At 71.7% G+C, this 22,810-nt stretch carries 21 protein-coding genes; 7 read left to right on the forward strand and 14 right to left on the reverse strand.

The window, feature by feature from the left end; genetic code table 11:
- Window positions 1-508, reverse strand: a 508-nt coding sequence (locus PKA16_RS13265; RefSeq protein WP_324403836.1) for an SDR family NAD(P)-dependent oxidoreductase, incomplete at its 3' end; no start/stop codon positions are given.
- A 272-nt stretch (window positions 509-780) separates the two neighbouring features.
- Here PKA16_RS13265 and PKA16_RS13270 point away from each other — a divergent pair.
- Together PKA16_RS13270 and PKA16_RS13275 are read left to right on the forward strand one after the other, a co-directional pair.
- The gene (locus PKA16_RS13270; RefSeq protein WP_324403873.1) at window positions 781-1,809 is read left to right on the forward strand and encodes an SAM-dependent methyltransferase; all 1,029 of its coding nucleotides are present in this window, start codon (window positions 781-783) and stop codon (window positions 1,807-1,809) included.
- A gap of 67 nt (window positions 1,810-1,876) precedes the next feature.
- On the forward strand, window positions 1,877-2,071 hold the full coding sequence (locus tag PKA16_RS13275) for a DUF2905 domain-containing protein (RefSeq protein WP_324403838.1): 195 nt from the start codon (window positions 1,877-1,879) through the stop codon (window positions 2,069-2,071).
- Between the two features lie 123 nt (window positions 2,072-2,194).
- On the opposite strand, the gene PKA16_RS13280 is transcribed toward PKA16_RS13275, so the two are convergent.
- Both PKA16_RS13280 and rodA read right to left on the reverse strand, forming a co-directional pair.
- Window positions 2,195-2,533, reverse strand: a complete 339-nt coding sequence (locus PKA16_RS13280; RefSeq protein ID WP_324403840.1) for a YegP family protein — start codon at window positions 2,531-2,533, stop codon at window positions 2,195-2,197.
- A gap of 208 nt (window positions 2,534-2,741) precedes the next feature.
- Entirely contained in the window at window positions 2,742-3,899 is a 1,158-nt protein-coding gene (rodA, locus tag PKA16_RS13285; protein WP_324403842.1) for a rod shape-determining protein RodA, read from the reverse strand.
- Window positions 3,900-3,940: 41 nt separating this feature from the next.
- Here rodA and PKA16_RS13290 point away from each other — a divergent pair, with 41 nt between their 5' ends.
- The 5 genes from PKA16_RS13290 (at window position 3,941) to ruvC (ending at window position 9,084) form a co-directional block, all read left to right on the forward strand.
- Window positions 3,941-4,522, forward strand: a complete 582-nt coding sequence (locus PKA16_RS13290; RefSeq protein ID WP_324403844.1) for a YqiA/YcfP family alpha/beta fold hydrolase — start codon at window positions 3,941-3,943, stop codon at window positions 4,520-4,522.
- Window positions 4,523-4,860: 338 nt separating this feature from the next.
- Entirely contained in the window at window positions 4,861-6,933 is a 2,073-nt protein-coding gene (locus PKA16_RS13295) for a ribonuclease catalytic domain-containing protein (protein ID WP_324403846.1), read from the forward strand.
- Window positions 6,930-7,823 (forward strand): TonB family protein, encoded by an 894-nt coding sequence (locus tag PKA16_RS13300; protein ID WP_324403848.1) that lies wholly within the window; start codon window positions 6,930-6,932, stop codon window positions 7,821-7,823. Before PKA16_RS13295 ends, PKA16_RS13300 begins: the two co-directional genes overlap by 4 nt.
- The gene (gene mtgA / locus PKA16_RS13305; protein ID WP_324403850.1) at window positions 7,823-8,548 is read left to right on the forward strand and encodes a monofunctional biosynthetic peptidoglycan transglycosylase; all 726 of its coding nucleotides are present in this window, start codon (window positions 7,823-7,825) and stop codon (window positions 8,546-8,548) included. Before PKA16_RS13300 ends, mtgA begins: the two co-directional genes overlap by 1 nt.
- The gene (gene ruvC, locus PKA16_RS13310) at window positions 8,545-9,084 is read left to right on the forward strand and encodes a crossover junction endodeoxyribonuclease RuvC (RefSeq protein ID WP_324403852.1); all 540 of its coding nucleotides are present in this window, start codon (window positions 8,545-8,547) and stop codon (window positions 9,082-9,084) included. Before mtgA ends, ruvC begins: the two co-directional genes overlap by 4 nt.
- 57 nt (window positions 9,085-9,141) lie before the next feature.
- Here ruvC and PKA16_RS13315 read toward each other — a convergent pair whose 3' ends face one another.
- From PKA16_RS13315 to murG, 11 genes are all read right to left on the reverse strand, one after another.
- Window positions 9,142-11,010: a sensor histidine kinase gene (locus tag PKA16_RS13315; protein WP_324403854.1), complete on the reverse strand. Its 1,869-nt coding sequence runs from the start codon at window positions 11,008-11,010 to the stop codon at window positions 9,142-9,144.
- Window positions 11,007-11,705 (reverse strand): response regulator transcription factor, encoded by a 699-nt coding sequence (locus PKA16_RS13320; protein ID WP_324403856.1) that lies wholly within the window; start codon window positions 11,703-11,705, stop codon window positions 11,007-11,009. Before PKA16_RS13320 ends, PKA16_RS13315 begins: the two co-directional genes overlap by 4 nt.
- Window positions 11,706-11,812: 107 nt before the next feature.
- Window positions 11,813-13,864, reverse strand: coding sequence for a hypothetical protein (locus PKA16_RS13325; protein WP_324403858.1), 2,052 nt, complete (start codon window positions 13,862-13,864; stop codon window positions 11,813-11,815).
- Between the two features lie 405 nt (window positions 13,865-14,269).
- Window positions 14,270-14,446 (reverse strand): hypothetical protein, encoded by a 177-nt coding sequence (locus PKA16_RS13330; protein WP_324403860.1) that lies wholly within the window; start codon window positions 14,444-14,446, stop codon window positions 14,270-14,272.
- A 12-nt stretch (window positions 14,447-14,458) separates the two neighbouring features.
- On the reverse strand, window positions 14,459-15,382 hold the full coding sequence (gene lpxC, locus PKA16_RS13335) for a UDP-3-O-acyl-N-acetylglucosamine deacetylase (RefSeq protein WP_324403862.1): 924 nt from the start codon (window positions 15,380-15,382) through the stop codon (window positions 14,459-14,461).
- Window positions 15,383-15,851: 469 nt separating this feature from the next.
- Complete coding sequence (ftsZ, locus tag PKA16_RS13340) at window positions 15,852-17,072, reverse strand: cell division protein FtsZ (RefSeq protein ID WP_324403864.1); 1,221 nt, start codon at window positions 17,070-17,072, stop codon at window positions 15,852-15,854.
- A gap of 154 nt (window positions 17,073-17,226) precedes the next feature.
- Window positions 17,227-18,456, reverse strand: a complete 1,230-nt coding sequence (ftsA, locus tag PKA16_RS13345; protein ID WP_324403865.1) for a cell division protein FtsA — start codon at window positions 18,454-18,456, stop codon at window positions 17,227-17,229.
- A 28-nt stretch (window positions 18,457-18,484) separates the two neighbouring features.
- Window positions 18,485-19,258 carry a cell division protein FtsQ/DivIB gene (locus PKA16_RS13350; protein ID WP_324403867.1) on the reverse strand — a complete coding sequence of 258 codons (774 nt, stop codon included), beginning with the start codon at window positions 19,256-19,258 and terminating at the stop codon, window positions 18,485-18,487.
- A gap of 8 nt (window positions 19,259-19,266) precedes the next feature.
- Entirely contained in the window at window positions 19,267-20,244 is a 978-nt protein-coding gene (locus tag PKA16_RS13355; protein ID WP_324403869.1) for a D-alanine--D-alanine ligase, read from the reverse strand.
- The gene (gene murC / locus PKA16_RS13360) at window positions 20,241-21,659 is read right to left on the reverse strand and encodes a UDP-N-acetylmuramate--L-alanine ligase (protein ID WP_324403871.1); all 1,419 of its coding nucleotides are present in this window, start codon (window positions 21,657-21,659) and stop codon (window positions 20,241-20,243) included. The genes PKA16_RS13355 and murC overlap by 4 nt, the downstream gene beginning before the upstream one ends.
- A complete protein-coding gene (gene murG / locus PKA16_RS13365) occupies window positions 21,656-22,696 on the reverse strand; it encodes an undecaprenyldiphospho-muramoylpentapeptide beta-N-acetylglucosaminyltransferase (protein WP_324403875.1) in 1,041 nt (346 codons plus the stop codon). The genes murC and murG overlap by 4 nt, the downstream gene beginning before the upstream one ends.
- Window positions 22,697-22,810: the final 114 nt, after the last annotated feature.

The following is a 22,810-nucleotide window of genomic DNA, read 5'->3' on the forward strand; positions in this document are numbered from 1 at the left end:
CGGTGTAGGAGAAGTAGTCGGGGTTGAGGTTGTGCACCTTCTGGTCGAGCACGTGCACCACGCTGTGGCGGCCGGAGGCGCCGGCGTCGCCGGCCGCGGCAACAGCGGCCGCCAGCGCATTGGCCAGCAGCAGCGGGGTGACGGTGTTGGTGGCGAGGTGCCGCGCCAGGCCCGCGGCGCTGGCATCGGCCGCGGCGTCGGGCTCGAACAGCGAGGCGTTGTTGACGATGCAGTGCGGCAGCACGCCGGTCGCGGCCTGGGCCCGGCCGAGCAGGTCGGCGGCGGCATCTGCCTGGGCCAGGTCGGCCGCGAGCAGCGTGCAGCGGCGCCCAAGTGCCCCGATCTCGGCCGCCAGCGCGTGCGCGGCGTCGGCGGAATGGCGATAGTGCGCCACCACGTCCCAGCCGGCGCGGGCAAAGGCCAGGCTGATTTCGCGCCCCAGGCGGCGCGCGGCGCCGGTCACCAGCACGGTGCGGGCAGGCTCGGGTCGGGAGGCAGCAGCGGACACGTGCGGCATTGTGGAGCAAAACGGCGGCCGGCCCGGGCGGCGCCGGGCAAGGCCCCTGCGCATAGCGTGTGCCGGACGGGGCGGCCTGGCGTGCCGCTGGATCGCCATGGCCCGCGGCCTCGCGCGCCCGGTGCGCCGTGGCGGACAATCGGCGGGTGCCTGCATCACCCGCGCCCAGCGCGCCACCCTCCCCCGGCTCCGCGCCGCTGCTCGCCGACCGCATCGCCGCGGCGGTGCGGGCGGCCGGCGGCTGGCTGCCGTTCGACCGCTTCATGGAGCTGGCGCTGTATGCGCCGGGGCTGGGCTACTACGCGCGCGACGCGTCGCAGCTCGGGCGCGGCCTGGGCGACGGCAGCGACTTCGTCACCGCGCCCGAGCTGTCGCCGCTGTTCGGCCAGACGCTGGCGCTGCAGGTGGCCGAGGCGCTGCAGGCCACGGGCACCGATGAGGTGTGGGAATTTGGCGCGGGCACGGGCGCGCTGGCCGGGCAGTTGCTGGGCGCGCTGGCGCAGCTCGGGCAGCCGCTGCGGCGCTACACCATCGTCGACGTGTCGGGGGCGCTGCGGGGGCGCCAGCAGGCGCGCCTGGCGGCGCACGCGCCGGTGGTGCAATGGGCCGATCGCCTGCCCGAGGCGATGCGCGGCGTGGTGCTGGGCAACGAGGTGCTGGACGCCATGCCGGTGCGCCTGCTGGCGCGCGTGGGCGGCAACTGGCACGAGCGCGGCGTGGTGGTGCAGGACACCTGCGCGCCGCCACGCCTGGGCTGGGCCGACCGGCCGACGGCGCTGCGGCCGCCGCTGGAGGTCGCGGGCACGCATGACTACCTGACCGAGGTGCACCCGCGCGCCGAGGCCTTCGTGCGCACGCTGGCCGAGCGCCTGCAGCGCGGCGGCCGCGGCGCCGCCTTCTTCATCGACTACGGCTTTCCCGAGGCCGAGTACTACCACCCGCAGCGCGCCATGGGCACCCTGGCCTGCCATCGCGCGCACCGCATGGACGACGACCCGCTGGCCGACGTAGGCGAGAAGGACATCACGGCGCACGTCAACTTCACGGGCATCGCGCTGGCGGCACAGGAGGCCGGGCTGGCGGTGCTGGGCTACACCTCGCAGGGACGCTTCCTGCTGAACTGCGGGCTGACCGAACGCCTGGAGACGGCCAGCATTCCCCAGGGCGCGGCGGCGCTGAAGCTGGTGGCCGAGCACGAGATGGGCGAGCTGTTCAAGGTGATCGGGCTGGCCGTGGGCGAGGGCTGGGCGGCGCGCGGCTTTGCCGCGGGCGACCGCACGCACCGGTTGTGATGCAGGGGCCCGGGGTGCATCATGCGCGCAGCCGGCCTGGCCGGCGCCAGGGCGAGGCGGCTCGACGATGATCCGCTGGCTGATCGTGGTCTTCCTGGCGCTGGTGCTGATCAACGGCCTGGCGCCGCTGCTGCGCAAGTTCGGGCTGGGCCGGCTGCCGGGGGATCTGCACTTTCGCCTGTTCGGGCGCGAGTGGTCGATCCCGCTGGCCAGCACGGTGCTGCTGAGCCTGCTGGCGAGCCTGATCGCGCGCCTGTTGTGACGGGGATGCGCGGCCAGGCATGACGCCATGACCTGGAGCCGGCATGCGCCGTGCGGCGCATCATCGAAACGCCGCGACGTCATCGAGTCGCGCCAGCGACCCGGTCATGCGGCGTGCGCGCGTTCAGGCCGAGGTCTGGTCGTCCAGCGTCGCGCCGGGGGCGTTGTTGACGCAGGACTGGATGCCGTTGTCGCGCGCGGCTTCGCCGGAATACATCTGGCTCTGGCCGATGACCTGGCCGTTGGTGGCCTTGAGCGTGAAGTAGGGCGAGCCGTCCTTGGCGGTCAGCTTCTGGTAGCGCGCGGCGTTGCCGCCGTTCTTCCTGACGGACTCGATGCCACCGACGGCGCTGGCCTTGGCTTCATACATCTCGCTGGTGAGGATCACCTGGCCGTTGCCGGCGAGCAGGTTGAAATGGAACTTGCCGTTCTTGGACTTCTTCAGTTCGAACTTGCCAGCCATGCCTTCTCCTTGATGCGGGCCCGCCGCGATGCTGCGGCGCGCGAGCATTGTGACAGTCGCCGGCGCCCGCGCGCCCCGGCTGGCAACGCAAGCGTGAACTGCATCACGTGACGCGCGCGAAACGATGGGTTGGCGCCACGCCGGACGGCTTGCGGGGCCGTCGAACGGGTGCGCGCCGGCACCGACGCGCGCCCGGGCACGCGCGCCATCAGCGCGGCGCGGGCCGCCGCGCGCGCGCCACCGACATCAGCATGCCCAGGGCCAGGCCGAGCGTGACGAGCGCGGTGCCGCCGTAGCTGATGAAGGGCAGCGGCACGCCGACCACGGGCAGGATGCCGCTGACCATGGCCATGTTGACGAATGCGTAGGTGAAGAAGATGGTGGACAGGCCGGCGGCCAGCAGGCGCGCGAACAGGGTCGGGCCCTCGGCGGCGATCATCAGGCCGCGGAAGATCAGCAGGATGAAGCCGGCGATCAGCAGCAGGTTGCCGACCAGGCCGAATTCCTCGGAAAAGGCGGCGAAGATGAAGTCGGTGGTGCGCTCGGGGATGAACTCCAGGTGCGTCTGCGTGCCCTGCATGAAGCCCTTGCCATGCAGGCCGCCGGAACCGATGGCGATCATGCCCTGCAGCACGTGGAAGCCCTTGCCCAGCGGGTCGCGCGTGGGGTCGAGCAGGGTGCAGACGCGCTGGCGCTGGTATTCGTGCAGCACCAGCCAGTCGACGCCGTCGGCGCACAGTTCGGTCTCGAAGGCCAGCAGCAGGCCGACGGCGACCAGGCCCAGGGCGATCGGCGGCAGCACCAGCTTCCAGGGCAGGCCGGCAAAGAAGATCACCGCCAGGCCGGCGGCCAGCACCAGGATGGCGGTGCCCAGGTCGGGCTGGCGCACGATCAGCGCGACCGGCACGGCGAGCAGCACGAAGGCGACGATGAAGTCGAGGGCGCGCGTCTGGCCCTCGCGCCGGTGGAACCACCAGGCCAGCATCAGCGGCATGGCGATCTTCAGCAGCTCGCTGGGCTGCACCACGAGCACGCGCAGGTCGAGCCAGCGCTGGGCGCCCTTCTTGCTCAGGCCGAACAGGGCCACGGCCACCAGCAGCGCGACCCCGGCCAGATAGAGCGGCACCGCCAGGCGCATCAGGCGCTGCGGTGGCACCTGGGCCACGACGAACAGGATGCCGGCAGCCAGCAGCATGTTGCGGCCGTGGTCGGCAAAGCGCGTGCCGTGGTCGAAGCCGGAGGAATACATGGCGAGCAGGCCGGCGCCGGCCAGCAGCAGCACGGCCAGCAGCAGCAGCAGGTCGAAGCCGCGCAGCAGTGGCCAGATGCGCTGCCACAACGAGGGCCGCTCGAACACGATCGCCATGGCGGGAATTATCCCGTGTGCGCGGGCGCTACCATCGCGCCATGCCGACCACCCACCTGCTCTACCTGCACGGATTCCGCTCCTCGCCACGCTCGACCAAGGCGCAGCAGGTGGCCGCGCGGGTGCGTGCGCGCCACCCGGAGGTGCACTGGTGGTGCCCGCAGCTGCCGGCCTCGCCGCACGAGGCGGCGGAGCTGATCGCCCAGGGCATCGCGGACTGGCCGCACGAGCAGATGGCGGTGATCGGCTCGTCGCTGGGCGGCTACTACGCGACCTGGGTGGCCGAGCGCCAGGGCTGCCGCGCGGTGGTGCTGAACCCGGCGGTGGACCCGGCGCGCGACCTGGCCGTCCAGGTGGGGCAGCAGACCGCCTGGCACGAGCCGTCCGAGCAGTTCCTGTTCCGCCACGAATACGTGAGCGAGCTGCGCGCGCTGCACGCCGGCCCGCTGGCCGATCCGACGCATTACCTGGCGGTGATCGCCAAGGGCGACGAGGTGCTGGACTGGCGTGAAATGGCGCAGCGCTACGCCGGCGCGCGGATCCGGCTGCTGGAAGGCAGCAACCACGCGCTGTCGGATTTTTCCGAGCACCTGGACGAGGTGCTGGCGTTCGTCGGGCTGTAGAAAAGCGGGGCAGCGCCGGACGCGTGGCGGTCCGGGGCCGGGCCTGGCTGGCACGGGGCGACCGGCTTTCGGCGCAGTCCTGTCGCCGCTCCGGGCCGTGGTGACGCGGCACGCCGTGGAACTGGATTGCCGCGTCGCCTGCGGCTCCTCGCAATGACGGGGTGATGCGTGGCGCCGGCACCCACCCGCGTCGCCGCTGGTCTCTTCGCCGCGTCCTCGCGAACGGCGCAGCCGCGTGGCCGGATTGCCGCCGGGCCTTCCACGCAACAGGAAAACGCGTCGCTCCGGACCCGCCGGGCCGGCACGGGCCCGGGTTGATGGGACAATTGCCCCCTTCTATGCATCTGCTTTTCGACGAAGCCGGCAAGTTCCTCGCCGGTCGCATCCTGTCCGAAACCGACGCCTCCGCCCAGGTCGAGCTGGACTCGGGCAAGCGCGTCAAGGTCAAGGCCGCCAACCAGCTGCTGCGCTTCGAGCAGCCGGGGCCGACCGAACTGCTGGCGCAGGCCCAGGCGCAGGCCGCCGAGGTGGACCCGGCGCTGGCCTGGGAGTTCGCGCCCGAGACCGAATTCGGCTTCGCCGACCTGGCGACCGACTACTTCGGCGACGCGCCCGGCCCGGTGCAGCAGGCGGCGGCGCTGCTGGCGCTGCACGAGGCGCCGCACTACTTCCGCCGCGCCGGCAAGGGGCGCTACCGCAAGGCGCCGGCCGACATCGTGGCGCAGGCGCTGGCGGCGATCGAGAAGAAGAAGCAGATCGCCGCCCAGGTGAGCGCCTGGGCCGACGCGCTGGCGCGCGGCGAGTGCCCGGCGCCGATCGGCGAGCAGCTCTACCGCATCCTGTTCAAGCCGGACAAGAACGCGCCCGAGTACAAGGCCGTGGTGGAAGCCGCGCGCGCCACGCAGATGGCGCCGCTGGCGCTGCTGACGCGCGCGGGCGCCATCAGCTCGCCCTACCAGTTCCACTGGCAGCGCTTCCTGTTCGAGAACTTCCCGCGTGGCACGGGCTTTCCGCCGCTGGAGGTGCCGCAGCTGCATGAGGAGCTGCCGCTGGCACCGGTGCAGGCGGTTTCGATCGACGACGCACAGACCACCGAGATCGATGATGCGCTGTCGCTGCGTGGCCTGGGCAGCGGCCGCGTGGTGCTGGGCATCCACATCGCGGCGCCGGGCCTGGCGATCGCGCCGGGCGACGCGCTGGACGAGGTCGGGCGCGCGCGCCTGTCGACGGTCTACATGCCGGGGCACAAGATCACCATGCTGCCCGACGCGGTGGTGCAGGCCTGGACCCTGACGGCCGGGCAGGCGGTGCCGGCGCTGTCGCTGTACCTGACGCTGGACGAGGCCAGCCTGGCGATCGAGGGCAGCGAGACGCGGCTGGAGCGCGTGCCGATCGCGGCGAACCTGCGGCACGACCAGCTCGATGGCCTGATCACCAACGCCTGGCTGGAGCAGGCGGACGCCGGAGCGGACGACGCCGGCCTGGCGATCGGGCGCGCGGAGCTGGCCTTCCTCTACAACCTGGCGCAGCACCTGAAGGCGCGGCGCGAGCAGGTGCGCGGCAAGCCCGAGCCGGCCGGCCGCCCCGACTACAGCTTTCGCCTGGTCGGCCAGCACGGCGAGGCGCCGAGTGGCGACGAAACCGTGGTGATCAGCCAGCGCCAGCGCGGCGCGCCGCTGGACCTGGTGGTGTCGGAGCTGATGATCCTGGCGAACAGCACCTGGGGCGACTGGCTCAAGAGCCTGGGCGTGCCGGGCATCTACCGCAGCCAGGCGAGCCTGGCGCCCGGTATCCGCGTGCGCATGGGCACGCGCGCGCTGCCGCACGCCGGCATCGGGGTGAGCAGCTATGCCTGGAGCACCTCGCCGCTGCGCCGCTACGTGGACCTGGTGAACCAGTGGCAGCTCATCGCCTGCGCGCGCCACGGCAAGGCGGCGGCGCTGGCGGCGCCGTTCAAGCCCAAGGATGCGCAACTGCTGGCCATCGTCAGCGCCTTCGACGCCGCCTATGCGGCGTATGGCGCGCACCAGGCCAGCATGGAGCGCTTCTGGACGCTGCGCCACCTGCAGCAGCACGGCACGACCGAGCTGACCGCGACCCTGCTGCGCGAACTGCCGGGCGGCGCCTGGCTGGTGCGCGCCGACACGCTGCCGCTGGTGTTCAGCGTGATGGGCGCGCAGGCGCTGGCGCGCGGCGCCCAGGTGCGGGTGCGGCTGGGCAACATCGACCCGATCGCGCTCGACGTGCACGGCAGCATCACCGAAGTGCTGGCCGCGCCCGGCGCCACGGCGCTGGACAACGGCGAGGCCAATGGCTCGGGCGAAGACGAGGACGTGACGGCCGGGCCGCTCGCCATCGCGGTCGAGCTGGACGAGGCCGAGGCGCCGGCGCCCGATCCGACAGCCCCATGATGCCGCGCCGGCTGCCATCGCTGAGCACACTGCAGTGGGCGCTGGCGCTGTCGGTGCTGGTGCATGCGACGCTGCTGACGCTGCGCTTCGTCAACCCGGAGGGCTTCCAGCGCGTGTTCCGGGACAACACGCTGGACGTGGTGCTGGTGAACGCCCGCTCGGACGAGCCGCCGGTGAAGGCGCAGGCCCTGGCGCAGCACAGCCTGGCGGGCGGCGGCGAGGCGGACGACGCGCGCATCGCCAGCACGCCGCTGCCGCCGAGCCCGGTGGCGCAGGTGGGCGACGCCGAGGTGACCGAGCAGCAGCGCCAGATCGACCGCATGCTGGAGCAGCAGGAGCAGTTGCTGGCCCAGGTGCGCGAACAGCTTGCCGCGATGCCGCGGCCGGACCCGCGGCGCGTGAGCGATGACCCGGCGGCGCAGGCCCAGGAGGAGCGGCGCGCACAGCTGCAGAAGCTGCTCGCGGTGATCGAGCGGCGCGTGCAGGAAGAGAACTCGCGCCCGCGCAAGCGCTACCTGAGCCCGGCGACGCTGGGCGTGACCTACGCGCAGTACTACGACGACATGCGGCGCCAGATCGAGACCGTGGGCACGGCCAACTTTCCGCACGTGGCGGGGCGCAAGCTGTACGGCGAACTGCTGATGGCGCTGCTGATCAACCACGACGGGCACATCCTGGACGCGCGCGTGGTGCGCGGCTCGGGCAACCGCATGCTGGACCGCCTGGCCGAGGCGATCGCGCAGAAGGCGGCGCCGTTCGGGCCCTTTACGCCGGCCATGCGCAAGGACACGGACCAGTTCGACGTCACAGCGCGCTTTCGCTTCACGCGGGAGCAGACGCTGGAGACCACGCTGCAGGCCGACGAGCTGAGCGCGGCCGGGAGCCGCTGATGCGGCTGCTGGCGCGCTGGCTGCTGCTCGCCCTGACGGCGGCGCTGCTGCTGCAGGCCTTCTTCGTGGGCCGCATCGCGCTGATGGCCTGGGTGGACCCGCAGTCGACCACCTTCGAGCGCTCCGAGGCCTGGCGCCTGGCGCGCACCGGGGCGCTGCACTGGCGCCAGCAGTGGCGCGACTACGACCGGATCTCGGACCACCTGAAGCGCGCCGTGATCGCCTCCGAGGACGACAACTTCGCCAACCACGACGGCGTCGACTGGGACGCGATCGAGCGCGCCTGGGAGCGCAACGCGCGCGCCGAGGAAGAGGCGGCGCGGCGCGCGGCGCAGAATCGCCCGACGCCGCCGATCCGCATCCGCGGCGGCTCGACCATCACGCAGCAGCTGGCGAAGAACCTGCTGCTGTCGGGCGAGCGCACCCTGCTGCGCAAGGGCCAGGAGCTGGTGCTCGCCTACGCGCTGGAGGCGCTGCTGACGAAGCGCCGCATCCTGGAGATCTACCTCAACCACGTCGAGTGGGGCAGCGGCGTGTTCGGCGCCGAGGCGGCGGCGCGGCACTACTTCGCCAAGGGCGCGGACCAGCTCACGGCCTGGGAGGCGGCGCGCCTGGCGGTGATGCTGCCGCGCCCGCGCCACTTCGAGCAGCAGCCGCGCTCGGCCTACCTGAACCGGCGCGCCGCCACCATCCTGTCGCGCATGCGCCGCGCCGAGCTGCCATGAGGATCCTCGGCATCGACCCCGGCCTGCGCCGCACCGGCTTCGGCGTGCTGGACGCCGACGGCGCGCGCCTGGCCTACGTCGCCAGCGGCGTGATCGAGACCCGCAGCGCGGCGCAGGGCGACCTGCCGGCGCGGCTGAAGCTGCTGTTCGAGGGCATCCGCGAGGTGACGGAGCGCTACCAGCCCGAGGTGGCGGCGGTGGAGATCGTGTTCGTCAACGTCAATCCGCAGGCCACGCTGCTGCTGGGCCAGGCGCGCGGCGCCTGCGTGACGGCGCTGGTGGCGCGCGAACTGCCGGTGGCCGAATACACGGCGCTGCAGATGAAGCAGGCCGTGGCCGGCCACGGCAAGGCCGCCAAGGCACAGGTGCAGGCGATGGTGCAGCGCCTGCTGGCGCTGCCGCGCGCGCCCGGGCCGGACGCGGCCGACGCGCTCGGCCTGGCGATCACGCACGCGCACGCCGGCACGCTGGTGCAGCGCCTGCACGCGGCCGGCGCCATGCGCACCACGGCCAGCATGTTCCGGCGCGGGCGCTGATTCCGTCATCGCCCGCGAGGCGCCGCCGCGCCCCCGACGGGCGGGAGCGCGGCGTGATCAGAGCTCGATTTCGACCCGCGTGGCGCCCGGCTGGCTGTGGATGTGCAGGCGCGCCCCGATGGCCTGGGCGCGTTCGCGCAGCGAGCGCAGGCCGTTGCGCCCGGGCTGCGTGGTGTCGAAGCCGCGGCCGTTGTCGATCACGCGCAGTCGCGCGCCCACCCCCTCGGGACGTGCCTCGATGCGCAGGCGGCTGGCGTGCGCGTGCTGCAGCACGTTGGACAGCAGTTCCAGCACCATGTATTGCAACTGCCGCATGGCACCGTCGTCGAGCCGGGCCAGCGGCTGGAGCAGCGCCACGTCCCATTCGAGCGCGATGCCGGCGGCCTGCAGGCGCGGCTCGAGCCGGTAGCGCAGGTTGGCCAGCAGCGTGGTGACGTCGCCCGGATCCAGGTGCAGGGCGTCGATCGACAGCTTGAGCTGGTCCAGCGACTCGCGCAAGGTGGACAGCAGTTCGCCCCGGCTGGCCTGGCCGGACTGGAGCTGGCGGATCGCGGCGCTGATGTGCGCGCCCACGCCGTCGTGCATGTCGCGCAGGATGCGCGTGCGCTCGCTGGCGCGGGCCTGCTCGCGCGCGAGCTGCCCCATGCGCGCGTAGCTCTCGGCCAGTTCGGCCTCCTTCTGCGCGACACGCTCGGCCAGGTGCACGCTCAGCTCGCGCGCCTGCGCGCTGGCGGCGCGAAAGCGCGTCAGCACGATGTAGCCCAGCAGCAGGCCAAACAGCACGCCCGAGTAGCGCTGCCAGGTCTGCTCACCGAAGCTGTCACCCAGCCGAAACGCGTACCAGTCGCGCAAGCCTACGACGACGTTGAGCAGCAGCGCCGCCGCCAGCCATCGATGCCACGCGCTGGCGCCGCGCCGCCAGGCGGCGGCAACGAACACCACGGCAAACGGCACGAACAGCAGAATCGCCAGCGCATACCAAAGCGTCAGCAACAGTGGCCAGCCCGCGGTCACGGCCAGCCAGCCGCACACGGCGCCGCTGGCACAGTACAGCGCCAGCGCCAGCCGCAGCGCCGGCAGGCGACGCCAGTCGCCCCAGCCGACGGCGACGATGCAGAACAGCATCATGAAGCTCAGCCAGAGCGCGAACGCCAGCACCTGCACGGCGTTCCAGGCGGGCCAATCGAGCGGCGGGCTGATGATCATCTTGTCGCCCACGCGCAGCGCCCACGCCAGTTCGCCAATGCCGGCATAGAGATAGAGCGGCTGGCGCCGTGGCCGGCCCCGGGCATCGGGTACCACCTGGGTCTGCCACAGGGCCAGCGCCAGCAGCCCAACGATCAAGCTCAGCATGGCCAACAGCAGCGCGCTCAGCACGTGCCAGCGCTCCAGCCGCTGGTAGATCGGCAGCAACTCGGTGTCGGGGCCGACGAGCGGCGGCGTCAGCCCGGCGCGGCGGCCCGCATCGGCGCGCAGGAGGATGCGCAGTTCGTTGCGCTCGCCCAGCAGTCCCCCCGGCACGTTCACGTACTGCGGCGCGCCGGCGTAGTTGGCGCCGCCAAAATCGCGCAGTTCGCCCGCACGCGCGAGCAGCGTGCCGTTGAGCCAGATCTCGTAGGCATTGCCGATGCTGCGCAGCAGGATGCCGTAGGGCGACTGCGGCGGCGCCGCGAGGGCAAAGTGCAGCACAAGGCGCGCCTCACCAGCCTCGCCCGCCTGCCCGCGATCCCAATGGTAGGGCAGGCGCACGGCCTGCGTCTGTTCGGCAGCGGCGGTCTGCACCGTGATCATGGCCTGGCGCAGCTCGAGCAGATCGGCACGCGCCACGCCGCCGAGCAGCAGCAGCCCCAGCAGCAGCCAGCGCCACCCAGCGCGCGCTCGCACCACCATGGGTGCGCCGACCACGGGCAGGCGCCAGCGGATCATGGGCCGCGCCCCAGCGGCGGCAGCAGGCCCATGCGGCTGGCCTCGAACACGGCCTCGCTGCGCGAGTGCACGGCCAGCTTGGCATACAGGCTCTTCATGTGCGATTGCACCGTGTGCACGCTCAACCCCAGCAGGCGCGCCACCTCGGCATAGGAAAAGCCGCGCGCGATGCGCTCGAGCACCTCGCGCTCGCGCTGCGACAGCAGCACCTGCTCGCTGGCCGGCAGCGGTGCCGGCACGCCGGCAGCGGACGGGCGGCGCCGCAGGTCAAGGTACTTGGCCAGCACCCGGCGCGCGATCATGGGCGAGATGGGCGAGGCACCGTCCTTCATCTCGACGATGGTGGCGGCAATGCTCTCGGGCGTGCTGTCCTTGTGGATGTAGCCCAGCGCGCCGGCCTCGATGCTGGCGAGCACGCTGTCCTCGTCACCGAACATCGAGATCACCAGCGGCTCGCACTCGGGGTGCACGCCGCGCGCGTGGCGGATCACGTCCAGACCGCTGCCGTCGGGCAAGCCCAGGTCGACCAGCAGCACGTCAAGCGGCCCGCGGCAAGCGTCGATCCAGGCACAGGCTTCGGCGCGAGTGCCCACGTTGCCGGCCAGCTCCAGCTCACCGTGCGCGCGCACGCTGTCGGCGAAGAAGGCGCGCATGGGCGCGTCATCCTCGACGATCAGGACCCGCCAAGCCGCCATGCCTGTCTCCTCGGATGGTTGGGCGGCCGTGCGCCAGCCACCCGGCCGCGTGCGTCGAACAAGCGACGCGGGCGGGGTCAAGCACACGCCGCCGCGCGCCTGCCATTTTAGGGTTGGGGCAGTTGAGGAATCACCAGCGCGTAGAGGTTGGTGTATTCGCGCCCCGTGCTGTCCTTGGCAAAGAGCTGGAGCCCATTGAGCCAGTAATCGCTGGCGAAGTTCTGGGTTCCGGGCACGCAGTGGCCATCTTGGGCGCTCGCAGGGATGCATGGAATCGTCGCGGAGCGCATGTTGGAGCGTACCGTGATTCGGTCGCTGCCGTTCGGGCCGGTATTGGCAAGGCGGCCGTAAATGGTGGCCGAGGTCGCCGGCAGCGCGCCGCTCGGCACCTCCCATGGACCGAAGGCATACGGCACGTTGGCGGGCGCCTCGACGAAGCCGTAGTTGCCTTGTCCGGCCGCCACCAGAGCGTTGACCACGCTGTCCGCCAGTCTTGAAAACGCGCGCTGGCGCAGCTCGGCGATGGTCAGCGGGCGGCTGCGCACGCGGTAGTACTGGACGGCGTCGGGCTCGTCGGTGGCGTTGCCCTTCAGGAAGTAGCGGAAGGTGAACTTGCCGGTGGTCTTCAGCCCGGCAATGTCGGCGTCGTTCCAGCGCGGTTTGGCGAACAGCTGCCTCGGATCGAAGGTCTGGAAAGTCTCCCAGTCATTGGGTCCAGGTGCTGCCGCAGGATCCAGGAATTCATAGCCGACGCGCAAGGCGGCTGTGCCCGACGCGGTATTCATGACCAGTTGGTCCGACGTCGCGGTGGGAACGAGGTTCGGCCAGGGCAGGCCGTTCGGACGAATCACCTCGACGCGGTCGAAGATCGACTGGCCATGCTCGTCCAGTTGGTTCGCGACGTCCACGCGATAGCCCGTGGCCAGGTAGCTGAACTCGGGCTTGTTGATGAACTGGCGCAGCGTGTGGAAGGCCGTGACGCCGCCGGAATACTGGTACTGGTTGCCGATGATGCGCAGCGCGCCATCGTCGTCCTCGTGCAGGACCAAGGCATCGTAGTCCTCGTTGCCCAGGCGGTCAGTCCACTTGTAGCCGGCGACGATGTAGCCCGCCCCCGTGGTGTATTCGTAGCTGCCCTCGGACAGCTTCAGGTCTGTCGCGCCCTCACGGAACAGGCTGTTCCAGGCACCGCGGCCCTTGCTGTCGCGCCCGACCACGGTGCCGTTGTGCCTGAAGCTGCCCGGGTCGTTGCCGGCAAACATCGCCTTGCACTGCGGCGCCACCACATTCGCGGCAGTGCCCTGTGCGAGGCCGTCAGTAACCGTCGTGTTGACGCGTTGCGCGACAGGCAGCGCGAAGCAGTCCTGCACGCGCTGCAGCAGGGCGTTGATCTTCTGGATCGTGCCCAAGGCGGGCAGGGTCTGCGGGTCGACGGGATCCAGCACGGGGAGGTCGGCTTCGTTGCTGGCAAACTGCACCTCGTTGGGCTCGGCGCTGTCCGGCAGCTTGACGCCGACCACGATGTTGGAACGGTCCGCGCTGGCCGGCGTGATCTGCACCACCAGGGAATCCAGCATGCGGTCGTAGCCGGTGCCGTTGACCTCGAACGGCGTGCTCAGCGGATCATCAGCAACCTCCTGCCCGGTAGCAGCGAGCAGGGGTTGCAGCACGGCCTGGACGGCCGCCACCTTTTCATCGATCTGCTCCGGCGTCAGATCCGCCGGCGCCAGTTGCTGCGGGTCACCCGAGGGGCTGAGCAGGGCCGCGATCAGCGTGGTCACGGGCGTCACGTTGACATCCGCCGTGCCCTCGGCCGGCACGCTGCGCGCCACGCTCACCAGCACGGTCTCCTCGCCGCCAGCGGCGGTGCGGCGTGCGGTGATGATCAGTGGCGCCTGGGCACCGGTGTCGAGCGTGATCGGGAGCACGCCGTCTTCGCCCACAGGACCGCCGCTGCCGACCCGCCGACCGGTGCTGTCGGTCACCGTGATGGTGGCGTCGACGAAGGCCGCGCCCGTGGCGGCGGTGATGCTGAGCTTGGCCCCAGCCGGCGCGCCCGGGTCGTCACCCAGGCTGCCTCCCCCTCCACCGCCGCCACAAGCCGCGAGCGCCAGAATCATCGATGACAGGACCAGCCGGCCCGAAGCGGATGAAAACACGATGCAGTTCCCCCTGAAAATTACAATAAGTGACATTTGTAATCTTCGAGCAGGGCGTCGGTGACCGCATCCCATGAATTGGGGAGGAGCATGCGATCGAACGCATGGAATCGGGGCCTCGCGCAGGATGGAGGACGTCAGCAACGATGGGCGTACGCCCCACACCGATGCGCCCAACCACGGTGCGCATCGAGCCGAACGCAGATCCCCCCATTCGGTGGCTTTTGAGCAACAGTCCGCCCGCCAGACCCAGAAACCGGCCTTCCACGATGCGTCCCATGCGAGGCCAGGCCAGTGCGAGACAGGGCAGACACGTCACCACGCTGCAGCCGCGTGCTCCGTGGTGCCCTTGCGGGAGGAAGTCGATCCGGGCTGCAAGCCCGCGCTACCCTGGGCTGCGCGGGATCAGAACACCCGCTCGGCAATCAACACCGCAAAGAAGCCAAACGCCGCGAGCAGGGTCCACTTGAGGATCAGCCAGCCCAGGCGCCGGTAGCGCGGGTTGCCGGTGCCGGCGTAGAAGGCGAAGCTGACGCCGGCGGCCAGCAGGGACAGCAGGATCAGGCCGCGAAACAACACCATGGTGGCGCGGCGTCACCAGGCTGGCGCGAGCTGCGCGAAGCCGGCCGGGGCCTGGCGTTCGCTCTCGAAGGTGACGATTTCCCAGGCGTCCTGGCGCGCCAGCAGGGCGCGCAGCAGCTTGTTGTTCAGGGCGTGGCCGGAGCGGAAGGCGCTGTAGGCGGCCAGCAGGGGATGGCCGACGCAGTACAGGTCGCCGATGGCGTCGAGCAGCTTGTGGCGCGCGAATTCGGCCGCATAGCGCAGGCCGCCCTCGTTGAGCACGCGCGTATCGTCCATCACGATGGCGTTGTCCAGGCCGCCGCCCAGGGCCAGGCCGCTGGCGCGCAGGGTCTCGACGTCCTTGCTGAAGGCAAAGGTGCGGGCACGCGCGATGTCGCGGCTGTAGCGGCCCGAGCCCATGTCGAACTCGACGCGCTGGCCGGTGGAGTCGACCGCCGGATGGTGGAAGTCGATCTCGAAGCTGAGCTTGAAGCCGTGGTGCGGCTCGAGCCGGGCCCACTTCAGGTCGTCGCCCTCGCCCTCGCGCACCTCGACCGGCTGCAGCACGCGCAGGAAACGGCGCGGCGCCTTCTGCAGTTCGATGCCGGCGCTCTGCAGCAGGTAGACGAAGGACGAGGCCGAGCCGTCGAGGATCGGCACCTCTTCGGCCGTGATGTCGATGTAGAGATTGTCCAGCCCGAGGCCCGCGCAGGCCGACAGCAGGTGCTCGACGGTGCGCACCTTGACATCGCCCCTGGACAGCGTGGACGCCAGGCGCGTGTCGGTCACCGCGTGCGCGCTCACCGGCACCTCGACCGGCTGCGGCAGGTCGATGCGGCGAAACACGATGCCGGTGTCGGGGGGCGCGGGTCGCAGCGTGAGCTCGACGCGCTCGCCGCTGTGCAGGCCGACGCCAACCGCGCGCGACAGGGCCTTCAGGGTGCGCTGGGCAAGCATGAAGGCATTTTAGTGGTTTGGCGAGGTTCTGGCCTGCTGCAGGAGATGATCATTTATTCACGCCCTGGCAACAAGTTATCTTCGAAACCTCGAAACAAGACAAGGCCATGCGCCGACTTCGCGACGGCCCTGTCACAAGACCGCGCATCGGGGCCTGCATTGCACGCCGGAAACCCGAGGCGGTTCGATCTCAAAGGGCAGGCAGCCAGCACCCGGCCCGGAGCCATGGGCCAGGTGCCGTGCATCCCGGAGGCTGCGCAGCAGGCAGGGCAATCGGCTGCGCGTGAGTGGCTGCCCGGGCCGCCGTCGAGGCGGCGGAAGCAGGCGGACACTCAACCCGGCAGCACCCGCGACCCAAGGGCCGCGGAGCAAGCCATGCGGGGCATCCGTGACCAGGGCTCCCCTGGGCACAGGGTGCGTCCCCCTTTCAGGGGGGAAGGCGCCGCAGGCGACTCAGGGGGTCGCGTCATCAGTCCGCCTGCTTGCGCAGGAAGGCCGGGATCTCGAAGTCGTCCATGCCGCCGGAGGACAGCGCGTCGACCTTGGCCGCGGCCTGGGTGCGGTTGGTGCGCCAGACGCTGGGCACGTTGAGGTTGCCGTAGTCCGAGCGCTGCAGGCCCGCGGGCGGCAGCCCGGCGGTCTGCTGCTGGCCGGGCAGCGGATAGGCCTCGTCGTAGGTGCCGGTGCGCAGGCCGCCCTGCACCACGGTGATGGGCTGGCGCCGCACGCCCTGGCGCGACAGGCCGGTGGCCACCACGGTGACGCGCAGCTCCTCGCCCAGCGTGTCGTCGTAGGCGGCGCCATAGACCACGTGGGCCTCGGGCGAGGCATAGGCGCGGATGGTGTTCATGGCCTCGCGCGATTCGCTCAGCTTGAAGCTGCCCTTGGCGGCGGTGATCAGCACCAGCACGCCGCGCGCGCCCGAGAGGTCGATGCCTTCCAGCAGCGGGCAGGCGACGGCCTGCTCGGCGGCGATGCGGGCGCGGTCCGGGCCGCTGGCGCTGGCCGTGCCCATCATGGCCTTGCCGGGCTCGCTCATGACGGTGCGCACGTCCTCGAAGTCGACGTTGATGTGGCCGTAGTCGTTGATGATCTCGGCGATGCCGCCGACGGCGTTCTTGAGCACGTCGTTGGCGTGGCCGAAGGCCTCTTCCTGCGTGATGTCGTCGCCCAGCACCTCGAGCAGCTTCTCGTTGAGCACGACGATCAGCGAGTCGACGTTGGCCTCGAGCTCGGCCAGGCCGGTCTCGGCGTTGGTCATGCGCCGGCCGCCCTCCCAGTCGAACGGCTTGGTGACCACGCCGACGGTGAGGATGCCCATGTCCTTGGCGATGCGCGCGATCACCGGGGCGGCACCGGTGCCGGTGCCGCCGCCCATGCCGGCGGTGATGAACAGCATGTGGGCGCCGCGGATCGCCTGGCGGATGTCGTCGGCGGCGGCCTCGGCCGCCTCGCGCCCCTTGTCGGGCTTGCTGCCGGCGCCCAGGCCGGTGGTGCCGAGCTGGATCGAGGACTCGGCGAGCACGCGCGAGAGCGCCTGCGCGTCGGTGTTGGCGCAGATGAACTCCACGCCCTGGACGTTGCGCTCGATCATGTGGTCGACGGCGTTGCCGCCGCCGCCGCCGACGCCGATCACCTTGATCTGCGTGCCGGAGTTGAAGGTTTCGGTCTCGATCATCTCGATGCTCATGGTGTGCTCCTTTGCTGCCTGCCTGCCTTGAAAAATGAAAAACCTGTCCTGCTGCCCGAACGCCCGCCGCGCCAACATCGGATCGGCGGGCTGCGCCCGCACGCCGGCGGCGGCAGGGCTTGCCCGACGCTGAAGCGGGTGCGCGGGTCCATGCTCAGAAATTCCCCACGATGAAGTCGCGCAGGCGCCCGAAGGCGGACTTGACGCCACTGCTGCCCTGCGCGACCTTGAGGCCGCGCTGGCGCGCCAGGCGCGCCTCCTCCATCAGCCCCATGACGGTGGCGGCGCGCGGCTGTGCCACCATGTCGGCGAGGGCGCGCCCGTACTGCGGCACGCCGCGGCGCACGGGCTTGAGGAAGATGTCTTCGCCCAGCTCGACCATGCCGGCCATGACGGCGCTGCCGCCGGTGAGCACGACGCCCGAGGACAGCAGCTCCTCGTAGCCCGAGTCGCGGATCACCTGCTGCACGAGGGAGAAGATCTCCTCGACGCGCGGCTCGATGACGCCGGCCAGCGCCTGCTTGGACAGCAGGCGCGGCGTGCGGTCGCCGAGCCCGGGCACCTCGACCTGGGTGTCGGCATCGGCCAGCAGTTGCTTGGCGCAGCCGTGCGCGACCTTGATGTCCTCGGCGTCCGAGGTCGGCGTGCGCAGCGCCATGGCGATGTCGCTGGTGACCAGGTCGCCGGCGATCGGGATCACGGCCGTGTGGCGGATCGCGCCGCCGGTGAAGATGGCGACGTCGGTCGTGCCGGCGCCGATGTCGACGCAGGCCACGCCCAGTTCGCGCTCGTCGTCGGTCAGCACGGCCAGGCTGGAGGCCAGCGGATTGAGCAGCAGCTGGTCCACCTCGAGGCCGCAGCGGCGCACGCACTTGACGATGTTCTCGGCCGCGCTCTGGGCGCCGGTGACGATGTGCACCTTGGCCTCCAGCCGCATGCCGCTCATGCCGACCGGCTCGCGCACGTCCTGGCCGTCGATGATGAATTCCTGCGGCTCGACCAGCAGCAGGCGCTGGTCGCTGGAGATGTTGATGGCCTTGGCGGTCTCGACCACGCGCTGCACGTCGGCGTGGGTGACTTCCTTGTCCTTCACCGCCACCATGCCGCTGGAGTTGATGCCGCGGATGTGGCTGCCGGTGATGCCGGTGTAGACGCGGCCGATCTTGCAGTCGGCCATCAGCTCGGCTTCCTTGAGCGCCTGCTGGATGCTGGCCACGGTGGCGTCGATGTTGACCACCACGCCGCGCTTGAGGCCGTTGCTGGGCGCCACGCCCAGGCCGGCGAGCTTGAGGTCGCCGCCGGGCAGCACTTCGCCCACCACCACCATGATCTTGGCGGTGCCGATGTCCAGCCCGACGATCAGATCCTTGTACTCTTTTGCCATGGCCTGTTGTTGCCCTCGTGTTCCATCCTCAGCGCGCCGCGGCCGGCGCGGTCCTGCCCGTGACGACGCCGCGCAGGCGCAGCGCGTAGCCTCCCGCGTGGCGCAGGTCGACCGACTCGATCGCCTGGGCGTCGCGCTGGTAGCGCGCGGCCACCTCGCCGGCGGTGGCGGCGAAGTGCGCCAGCCGCTGCGCCAGTTCCGCCGGCTCGCCCTGCCCCAGTTCGACCTGGGCGCCACCCGCCAGCTCGAGCCGCCAGTGGCCGCGCGGCTCGAGTTCGAGCGCCACCGCTGGCAGCTGCAGCGGCTGCAGGGCAGGCACCAGCGTGCGGTACATCGCCAGCAGCGCGCCCGCCTGGCCGTCGGGCCCGGTGAGCAGCGGCAGGCGCGCCACCTCGCTGTCGGCGCCGCCGCCCTCGAACACCACGCCGCGCTCGTCCACCAGCTCGCCGTCGCTCTCGCCCCAACGCGCCGCGGGCACGTGCTCCTGCAGTTCGACCGCGAGCCGGTTCGGAAACTCGCGCCGCACGACGGCCTTGCGCACCCAGGGCGCGGCCTCGAAGGCGGCACGCACCTCCGCCAGGTCGAGCGTGAAGAAGTTGCCCCTCAGGCGCGGCGCCACCACCGCGCGCAGGCTGGCCGCGCTGTGGTGCGTGGTGTCGCCGCTGACGGTGATCTGGCCGATGGCGAACATCGGGTTGCGCAGCCCCCACCAGAGCAGGGCCGCCAGGCCGCCGAGCAGCAGCGCCGACAGCAGCAGCGAGGCGGTGAAGTTCATCAGCCGCACGTCGACCGGCAGGGGCATCGACGCGTTCATGCCGGGCCCCCCGCAGGCGCTGGCTGGTCGAGCGCGGCGCTGGCCAGCAGCTCGACGCACAGCGCCGGGTAGTCGAGGCCGACGGCCCGGGCCGCCATCGGCACCAGCGAATGCCCGGTCATGCCGGGCGAGGTGTTGATCTCGAGCAGCCAGGGCTGGCGCGTGGCGCCGTCGATCATGACGTCGATGCGGCCCCAGCCGCGGCACCCGAGCACGCGGTAGGCCTTCAGGACCAGCGCCTGGATGGCGGCCTCCTCGCCCGCGGGCAGGTCGCAGGGCACGCGGTACTCGGTGACGTCGGTGAAGTACTTGTTCTGGTAGTCGTACTGGCCGTCCGGCGCGACGATGTGGATCACCGGCAGCGCGCGCGCCTGCAGGCCGCTGCCCAGCACGGCGCAGGTGACTTCGTCGCCGGCGATGAACTGCTCGCACAGGATGTCGGCGTCGAGCGCGGCGGCGGCGGCGACGGCGCCGGCCATGGCGGCGGCGTCGGTCACCTTGGTCAGGCCGAGCGACGAGCCCTCGCGCACCGGCTTGACGATCAGCGGCAGGCCGAGCTCGCGCGGAATGGCGGCGACGCGGGCGGCGTCGAATTCGCCGCGGCGCAGCGCGACGAAGCCGGGCGTGGGCAGCCCCTCGGCCAGCCAGACGCGCTTGGTCATGACCTTGTCGATGGCGATGCTGGAGGTCATCACGCCGGCCCCGGTGTAGGGGATGCCGAGCAGCTCGAGCGCGCCCTGCACCGTGCCGTCCTCGCCGAAGCGCCCGTGCAGGGCGATGAAGCAGCGCGCGAAACCCTGGCGCTTCAGGTCGTCCAGCGGCTGCTCGGCCGGGTCGAAGGCGTGCGCGTCGACCCCGACGGAGCGCAGGGCCTCGAGCACGCCGCGGCCGGACATGAGCGAGATCTCGCGCTCGGCCGAGCGCCCGCCCATCAGCACGGCGACCTTGCCGAAGTCCTGCACCGCCGTCGTCATGACGCGCTCTCCTGCGGTTCGCGCAGCAGCTCGACCACGCGCGCCGGCACGGCGCCGATCGAGCCCGCGCCCATGCACAGCACGACGTCACCGTCCCGCACGCGCGCCAGCAGCTCGCGCGGCAGCTCGGCGACGTCGGCGACGAACACCGGCTCGACCCGGCCGGCCACGCGCAGCGCGCGCGCCAGCGCACGGCCGTCGGCGGCGACGATGGGCTCCTCGCCGGCGGCGTAGACCTCGGTCAGCAGCACCAGGTCGGCGCTGCCCACCACCTGCACGAAATCGTCGAAACAGTCGCGCGTGCGCGTGTAGCGGTGCGGCTGGAACGCCAGCACCAGGCGCCGACCCGGATAGGCGCCGCGTGCCGCCGCCAGCGTCGCCGCCATTTCGGCCGGGTGGTGGCCGTAGTCGTCGATCAGGGTGAAGGTGCCGCCCGCCGGCGCCGGCCAGTCGCCGTGGCGCTGGAAGCGCCGGCCGACTCCCTTGAACTCGGCCAGCGCCTTCTGCACCGCCGCGTCCGGCACGTTCAGCTCGACCGCCAGCGCGATCGCCGCCAGCGCGTTCAGCACGTTGTGCGCACCCGCCAGGTTGAGCGTGACCGGCAGGTCGGGCAGCTGCACGCCGTTGCGCCGCTGCACGGTGAAATGCATGACGCCGCCGTCGGCGCGCACGTCGACCGCGCGCACCTGGGCGCCCTCGCCGAAGCCGTAGGTGGTGACCGGGCATGTCACCTGCGGAATGATCTCGCGCACTGCCGGGCTCTCCAGGCACAGCACGGCGGTGCCGTAGAACGGCAGGCGCGCGAGGAAGTCGACGAACGCCTGCTCGAGCCGCGCGAAGTCGTGCCCGTAGGTCTCCATGTGGTCGGCGTCGATGTTGGTGACCACCGCGAGCACGGGCGACAGGTTGAGGAAGGAAGCGTCCGACTCGTCGGCCTCGACCACGATGTAGTCGCCTGCGCCCAGGCGCGCGCTGCTGCCGGCGCTGTTCAGGCGTCCGCCGATGACGAAGGTCGGGTCCAGCCCGGCCTCGGCCAGCACGCTGGCAACCAGGCTGGTGGTGGTGGTCTTGCCGTGCGTGCCGGCGATCGCGATGCCCTGCTTGAGGCGCATCAGCTCGGCGAGCATGATGGCGCGCGGCACCACCGGAATGCGGCGCGCGCGTGCGGCGACGACCTCGGGGTTGTCGGGGCGCACGGCGGTCGAGGTGACGACGGCGTCGACGCCGGCGACGTGTTCGGCGGCGTGGCCGACGTGGGTGGCGATGCCCAGCCCCGCCAGGCGGCGCAGCGCGGCGCTGTCGGCCTGGTCCGAGCCCGAGACGATGTAGCCCAGGTTGTGCAGCACCTCGGCGATGCCGTTCATGCCGGAGCCGCCGATGCCGACAAAGTGGATGCGACGAATGGCGTGCTTCATGCCGCCAGCTCCTCGCAGGCCGCCACCAGTTCGTCGGTGGCGCTGAGCTTGCGCAGCGCGTGGGCGCGCTCGGCGCGCTGCAGCAGGGCGTCCCGGTCCAGGTCCTGCAGCAGGCCGGCCAGGCGCTCGGGCGTGAGCTCGGCCTGCGGCAGCAGCCAGCCAGCGCCCTGGTCCACCAGGAAGCGCGCGTTCGTGGTCTGGTGATCGTCCACCGCGTGCGGGAACGGCACGAACAGCGCGGCGGCGCCGATGGCGGCGAGTTCGCTCACGGTGGTGGCGCCGGCGCGGCACAGCACCAGGTCGGCCTCGGCGCAGGCGCTGGCCATGTCGTCGATGAAGGGCAGCAGCGTGGCCTCGACGCCGGCGGCGGCGTAGTTGGCGCGCAGGGCGTCGATCTGGCGGGCGCCGCTCTGGTGCGTGACGATCGGGCGCGCGCCCGCCGGCAGCAGGGCCAGCGCGCGTGGCACCACGTCGTTCAGCGCCTGCGCGCCCAGGCTGCCGCCCACCACCAGCAGGCGCAGCGGCCCGCCGCGACCGGCAAAGCGCGCGGCCGGTGCGGGCTGGGTGGTGAACTCGGCGCGCAGCGGGTTGCCGATCCAGCGGCCCTTGCGCAGCACGTCGGGGAAGGCGGTGAAGACGCGGTCGGCGACGCCGGCGAGCACCTTGTTGACCAGGCCGGCGATGGAGTTCTGCTCGTGCAGGATCAGGGGCCGGCCCAGCGCCACGCCCATCATGCCGCCGGGGAAGCTGATGTAGCCGCCCAGGCCGAGCACGACGTCGGGGCGCACGCGCCGGATCACGCCGATGCTCTCGCCGAAGGCGCGCAGCAGGCGCAGCGGCAGCAGAGCCAGCGTCAGCACGCCCTTGCCGCGCACGCCGCCCAGGCGCACCGGCTCGAACGGGAAGCCGCGCGGCGGCACCAGTTGCTGCTCCATGCTGCCGGGCGCGCCGAGCCAGTGCACGCGCCAGCCGCGCGCGCGCAGGGCCTCGGCCACGGCCAGGCCGGGGAAGATGTGGCCGCCGGTGCCGCCGGCCATGACGAGTGCACACTTCAAGGCCCCCACGCTCCCTGCTTCGCGTGGTGCGCTGCCCGCCGAGGGGGCGCTCGCGCCTTGGGACGGCCCGGCGGCGCTCAGGAGCAGGCCCCCACG

It is taken from the genome of Ottowia sp. (genome assembly GCF_035325765.1).
GTDB lineage: Bacteria > Pseudomonadota > Gammaproteobacteria > Burkholderiales > Burkholderiaceae_C > Ottowia.

What these genes read in the sequence shown, in the direction of transcription:
- PKA16_RS13270 (WP_324403873.1), top strand. Translation starts at nt 781, where the DNA reads ATGGAGCTGGCGCTGTATGCGCCGGGGCTGGGCTACTACGCGCGCGAC.
- PKA16_RS13275 (WP_324403838.1), top strand. Translation starts at nt 1,877, where the DNA reads ATGATCCGCTGGCTGATCGTGGTCTTCCTGGCGCTGGTGCTGATCAAC.
- PKA16_RS13280 (WP_324403840.1), bottom strand. Translation starts at nt 2,533, where the DNA reads ATGGCTGGCAAGTTCGAACTGAAGAAGTCCAAGAACGGCAAGTTCCAT.
- rodA (WP_324403842.1), bottom strand. Translation starts at nt 3,899, where the DNA reads ATGGCGATCGTGTTCGAGCGGCCCTCGTTGTGGCAGCGCATCTGGCCA.
- PKA16_RS13290 (WP_324403844.1), top strand. Translation starts at nt 3,941, where the DNA reads ATGCCGACCACCCACCTGCTCTACCTGCACGGATTCCGCTCCTCGCCA.
- PKA16_RS13295 (WP_324403846.1), top strand. Translation starts at nt 4,861, where the DNA reads ATGCATCTGCTTTTCGACGAAGCCGGCAAGTTCCTCGCCGGTCGCATC.
- PKA16_RS13300 (WP_324403848.1), top strand. Translation starts at nt 6,930, where the DNA reads ATGATGCCGCGCCGGCTGCCATCGCTGAGCACACTGCAGTGGGCGCTG.
- mtgA (WP_324403850.1), top strand. Translation starts at nt 7,823, where the DNA reads ATGCGGCTGCTGGCGCGCTGGCTGCTGCTCGCCCTGACGGCGGCGCTG.
- ruvC (WP_324403852.1), top strand. Translation starts at nt 8,545, where the DNA reads ATGAGGATCCTCGGCATCGACCCCGGCCTGCGCCGCACCGGCTTCGGC.
- PKA16_RS13315 (WP_324403854.1), bottom strand. Translation starts at nt 11,010, where the DNA reads ATGATCCGCTGGCGCCTGCCCGTGGTCGGCGCACCCATGGTGGTGCGA.
- PKA16_RS13320 (WP_324403856.1), bottom strand. Translation starts at nt 11,705, where the DNA reads ATGGCGGCTTGGCGGGTCCTGATCGTCGAGGATGACGCGCCCATGCGC.
- PKA16_RS13330 (WP_324403860.1), bottom strand. Translation starts at nt 14,446, where the DNA reads ATGGTGTTGTTTCGCGGCCTGATCCTGCTGTCCCTGCTGGCCGCCGGC.
- lpxC (WP_324403862.1), bottom strand. Translation starts at nt 15,382, where the DNA reads ATGCTTGCCCAGCGCACCCTGAAGGCCCTGTCGCGCGCGGTTGGCGTC.
- ftsZ (WP_324403864.1), bottom strand. Translation starts at nt 17,072, where the DNA reads ATGAGCATCGAGATGATCGAGACCGAAACCTTCAACTCCGGCACGCAG.
- ftsA (WP_324403865.1), bottom strand. Translation starts at nt 18,456, where the DNA reads ATGGCAAAAGAGTACAAGGATCTGATCGTCGGGCTGGACATCGGCACC.
- PKA16_RS13350 (WP_324403867.1), bottom strand. Translation starts at nt 19,258, where the DNA reads ATGCCCCTGCCGGTCGACGTGCGGCTGATGAACTTCACCGCCTCGCTG.
- PKA16_RS13355 (WP_324403869.1), bottom strand. Translation starts at nt 20,244, where the DNA reads ATGACGACGGCGGTGCAGGACTTCGGCAAGGTCGCCGTGCTGATGGGC.
- murC (WP_324403871.1), bottom strand. Translation starts at nt 21,659, where the DNA reads ATGAAGCACGCCATTCGTCGCATCCACTTTGTCGGCATCGGCGGCTCC.
- murG (WP_324403875.1), bottom strand. Translation starts at nt 22,696, where the DNA reads ATGGCCGGCGGCACCGGCGGCCACATCTTCCCCGGCCTGGCCGTGGCC.